Origin of the sequence: uncultured Amaricoccus sp. (assembly GCF_937858865.1) — a bacterium.
Classification (GTDB): domain Bacteria; phylum Pseudomonadota; class Alphaproteobacteria; order Rhodobacterales; family Rhodobacteraceae; genus Amaricoccus.
On sequence record NZ_CALLYO010000052.1, the window covers coordinates 1 to 4,062 of the forward strand.

Annotated in this window: 5 protein-coding genes and 1 pseudogene; 3 read left to right on the forward strand and 3 right to left on the reverse strand. The window is 74.2% G+C overall.

Annotation, left to right across the window (positions count from 1 at the left end):
- On the forward strand, positions 1-552 hold a 552-nt coding region (locus Q0112_RS01370; RefSeq protein WP_297970437.1), incomplete at its 5' end, for a helix-turn-helix transcriptional regulator.
- 79 nt (positions 553-631) lie between these two features.
- Positions 632-973, forward strand: a complete 342-nt coding sequence (locus Q0112_RS01375) for a winged helix-turn-helix domain-containing protein (protein ID WP_297970439.1) — start codon at positions 632-634, stop codon at positions 971-973.
- Between the two features lie 12 nt (positions 974-985).
- Here Q0112_RS01375 and Q0112_RS01380 read toward each other — a convergent pair whose 3' ends face one another.
- The 3 genes from Q0112_RS01380 to Q0112_RS01390 are packed head-to-tail and all read right to left on the reverse strand — an operon-like array spanning position 986 to position 3,488.
- Positions 986-1,654 (reverse strand): trimeric intracellular cation channel family protein, encoded by a 669-nt coding sequence (locus Q0112_RS01380; protein WP_297970441.1) that lies wholly within the window; start codon positions 1,652-1,654, stop codon positions 986-988.
- Entirely contained in the window at positions 1,651-2,412 is a 762-nt protein-coding gene (locus tag Q0112_RS01385) for an RlmE family RNA methyltransferase (protein ID WP_297970442.1), read from the reverse strand. Before Q0112_RS01385 ends, Q0112_RS01380 begins: the two co-directional genes overlap by 4 nt.
- Positions 2,409-3,488 (reverse strand): Ppx/GppA phosphatase family protein, encoded by a 1,080-nt coding sequence (locus Q0112_RS01390; protein WP_297970443.1) that lies wholly within the window; start codon positions 3,486-3,488, stop codon positions 2,409-2,411. Before Q0112_RS01390 ends, Q0112_RS01385 begins: the two co-directional genes overlap by 4 nt.
- A gap of 211 nt (positions 3,489-3,699) precedes the next feature.
- On the opposite strand from Q0112_RS01390, the pseudogene Q0112_RS01395 reads away from it, so the two are divergent.
- Positions 3,700-4,062 (forward strand): annotated as a pseudogene (locus Q0112_RS01395) (MGMT family protein); the annotation flags it as partial.

Genomic DNA, 4,062 nt, shown 5'->3' on the forward strand with positions numbered 1-4,062 from the left:
GAGCTGCACTTCGCCCATGCGCGCGAGAGCTCGCGCGCCGAGCTCGAGGCGCTGCTCGGCTGCCGGGCGCGCTTCGGGAGCGAGACGACCGAGATGCTGCTGGGCGCCGACCAGCTGGCGCTGCCGGTCAGCGCGGCCGATCCCTATCTGCTCGCCGTCCTCGAGCGTCACGCCGAGGAGCAGCTCGCCCGCCGGGAGACGCACGACAGCCTGCGCGAGCGGGCGGGGCGGCTCGTCAACCGGGACCTGCCGCGGGGCGTCCCGACCGCGCGGCAGGTGGCGCTCGAGCTCGGCATGAGCGAGCGCACCTTCGCGCGCCGGCTGCAGGACGAGGGCACCTCCTTCCGCCAGCTGGTCGACGAGGTGCGCCGCGAGATGGCGCGCAGCTACCTCTCGGACCCCGAGCTCAGCCTGGCGCAGGTCGCCTATCTGCTCGGCTATGCCGACCAGAGCGCCTTCTCGAACAGCTTCCGGCGCTGGACCGGCCAGTCGCCGCGCCGCTTCCGCTCGGAGCGCCGCCTGCCGGGCAGGCCGGACGCGCGCCCGCACTGATGCCCCCTTGCGCCGGCGGCACCGGTGGGGCGATCCTGCCGGCGACCCGGGCAGGCCGGGCGGATGACGGAAAAGCGCGATGCCCTCGATCAGCCTCCGCATCGACCTCGAGGCCGACGGCCGGATCGGCCCCGGCAAGGTCGAGCTCCTCGAGCAGATCGCCGCCTTCGGCTCGATCTCGGCCGCGGCGCGGCAGATGGGCATGTCCTACAAGCGCGCCTGGCTGCTGGTCGAGGAGATGAACCGGCTCTTCCGCAAGCCGGTCGTCGACACGAAGAAGGGCGGCGAGAGGGGAGGGGGCGCCGTCCTCACCCCGGTCGGCCTCGCCATCGTCGCCCGCTACCGCGCCGTCGAGCGCGCCGCCGCCGCCGCCGCGGCACCGCACATCGACGCGCTGCGCCGGGAGATCGAGGCCAGCTGAGGGCGACGGGGCTCAGCCCCGCCCGTCCTCGCCGGCGGCATCCGATTCGGCCCGCCGCTGCGCCGAGAGCCTGGCGGCCGGCAGGCGCAGCCCGTAGCGGATGGCGAGGAAGCGCAGGCCGAAGCAGAGCGCCGCGCCGAAGCTGGCCGAGACGCCGTAGGGCAGGCCGGCGAGATCGCCCAGGACGACGATCGCCGCGCCGGCGAGCGCGGCGATGGCGTAGAGCTCCGAGCGCAGCACCTGCGGTACCTCGGCGAGCAGGGTGTCGCGCATCATGCCGCCGCCGATCCCGGTCAGCATGCCGAGGAGCGCCGCCATCACCGGGCTCAGCCCGAAGTCGAGCGCCTTCTGCGCACCCGAGACGGCGAAGAGCGCGAGGCCGGCGGCGTCGAAGAGGAGGACGGGCGTGCGCAGCCGGTTGACGCCGGCATAGCGGAAGAAGGTCACGAGCCCGGCGAGCACCGAGACGAGCAGGTATCGCTCGCTGGTCAGCGCCGCCGGCGGCACGGCGCCGATCAGCAGGTCGCGGGTGATGCCGCCGAAGTTGCCGGCGACGAAGGCGAGCACGAGGATGCCGAAGAGATCGAGCCGCCGGTTGACCGCCGCGACCGCCCCGCTGATCGCGAAGACGAAGGTGCCGGCGAGGTCGAAGGCGAAGACGAAGCCGCCGATGGCGCTCATGCCGGCCCCGGTTCGGCCGGCCGGCCGCGGAAGCCGGTCGCCACCAGATACTTCTCCGAGGAGTCCTTGCGGCTCGCCGGCGGCTTCACGTGCGCGACCCGCGCGAAGGCGCGGTTGAGGGTCTTGACGAGCGAGGCCTCCGCGCCGCCGGCGAGCACCTTGGCGACGAAGGTCCCGCCCGGCTCGAGCACGTCCATGGCGAACTCCGCCGCCGCCTCGCAGAGCGCCATGATCCTGAGGTGATCGGTCGGCGGGTGGCCCGAGGCCGGCGCGGCCATGTCGGAGACGACCGCCTCGGCCCGGCCGCCGAGGCGCTCGCGCACCACTGCGTCGGCGCCCTCGGCAAGGAAGTCGAGCTCGAGGATCTCCGCCCCCGGGATCGCCTCGACCGGCTGCAGGTCGACGCCGATGACCCGGCCGACCGGGCGCCCCCGGCGTTCGCCGAGGGCGTTCACCCGGGCGACCGCCACCTGCGTCCAGCCGCCGGGCGCGCAGCCGAGGTCGACCACGCGCGCGCCGGGCTTGAGGAAGCCGAAGCGGTCGTCGATCTCGATCAGCTTGAAGGCGGCGCGGCTGCGCCAGCCCTCGGCGCGGGCGCGCGCCACATAGGGGTCGTTGAGCTGGCGCTCGAGCCAGAGGGTGGAGGAGAGCTTGCGCCCCTTGGCGGTCTTCACCCGCACGCGGAGGTCGCGCCGCCCGCGGCCCGATCCGCTCCCCGATCCTCCTCCCGGGCCGCGCCCGGACGCGGGCGGGCTCACTCGAGCTGCACGCCGTCCGCGAAGGCGCCGCGGGCGCTCATCATCGCGAACAGCATCCCTTCGCGCAGCCCGCGATCGGCCACCCGCATCGAATCGGTCGGCCAGATCCGGAGCAGCGTCTGCAGGATCGCCACGCCGGACATGATGAGCTCGGAGCGGTCGCGCCCGAGGCCGATGTCCTGCCGCCGCCCCTCCGGGCCGAGGCGCAGGAAGCGGCCGATCACCTCCTCGATCGCCCGGCCCGAGAGGCGCATCCCGTCCACCTTGCGCCGGTCGTAGCGGCGCAGCCCGAGGTGGGCCGCCCCGACGGTGGTGACGGTTCCCGAGGTGCCGATCATCTGGAAGTTGGTGCCGTCCGCCCGCGCCAGCGTCTCGAGGTAGGGCTTGAAGCCGACGATCTGCTCCTCGAAGTACCAGGACATGAGCGCGAAGCGCGCGCTGTCGTCGGCGACGTCGGCATAGCGCTCGTGCAGCGTGGCGACCCCGAGCGGGACGGAGATGAAGTCGACGATGCGCGCCGCGCCCGGCGCCTCCGGCCCGTTCATCTCGAGGTCGACGATCGCCTGCGCCCGCCGCTCGCGCGCGATGCCGCTCACGTCGAGCCAGACGAGCTCGGTCGAGCCGCCGCCGATGTCGAAGACGAGCACCTGCTCGGCGTCGGGCGAGACGAGCGGCGCGCAGGAGATGACCGCGAGCCGCGCCTCCTCCTCCGGGCGGATCACCTCGAGGGCGAGGCCGGTCTCCTTCTCGGCGACGGCGAGGAAGTGCCGGCCGTTGCGCGCCCGCCGGCAGGCCTCGGTGGCGACGAGCCGCACGTTGGCGACGCGGTAGCGCTCGAGCTTGGCGGCGCAGACGGCGAGCGCCTGCAGCGTGCGGGCGATGGCGCCGCGCGAGAGGTGGCCGGTCCGCTCCAGCCCGGAGCCGAGCCGCACCGACTTGGCGAAGGCGTCGACGACGCGGAAGCGCCCGCCGTCGGGTGCCGCGATCAGCATCCGGCAGCTGTTCGTGCCCAGGTCGAGGGCCGCATAGAGGTCGGTGTCGCGCGCCGCGGGCTCGTACCCGCGGCCAGCCAGCACCGATGCGACACCATCCTGCGCAGACTCCGCTAAGTCATGCGCCATGTGTGAACCAGATCGGATCGTGCGGAAAGGTCCGCAACTTGGCATTAATGTTACATGACCGTCCGGGGCGAGGCAAGGACGGGTCCGGGGCGTGCCGCGGGCGGGCCGCGGCGAGGGTTGAAATCCGCCGGCGCGCGTCCAGATGCATCCGCAGGAGGAGCCAGCGATGGGTCGGCGATCTTCCAGCATCCACGTCTTCGGGACCGCGGCCGGCTTCTGCGGCATCGGCTGGTCGGAGGCGGGGATCACCTGCCTCGAGCTGCCCGCGCGGTCGGCGGCCGCCGTCGAGCGCCGGCTCCGCCGCCGGCTGCCGGGCGCCGAGCCGGCCGTGCCGCCGGCGGCGGTGGCCGCAGTCGCCGCGGCCGTGCGGTGCTATTTCGCCGGCGAGCGGGTGGACTTCTCCGATGTCGCGCTCGATCTCGACGGGCAGGATCCCTTCTTCCGCCGCGTCTATGCCGCCGCCCGCGCCGTCGGCTGGGGCGAGACGACGAGCTACGGCGCGCTCGCCCGCGCGGTCGGCGCCGGCCCC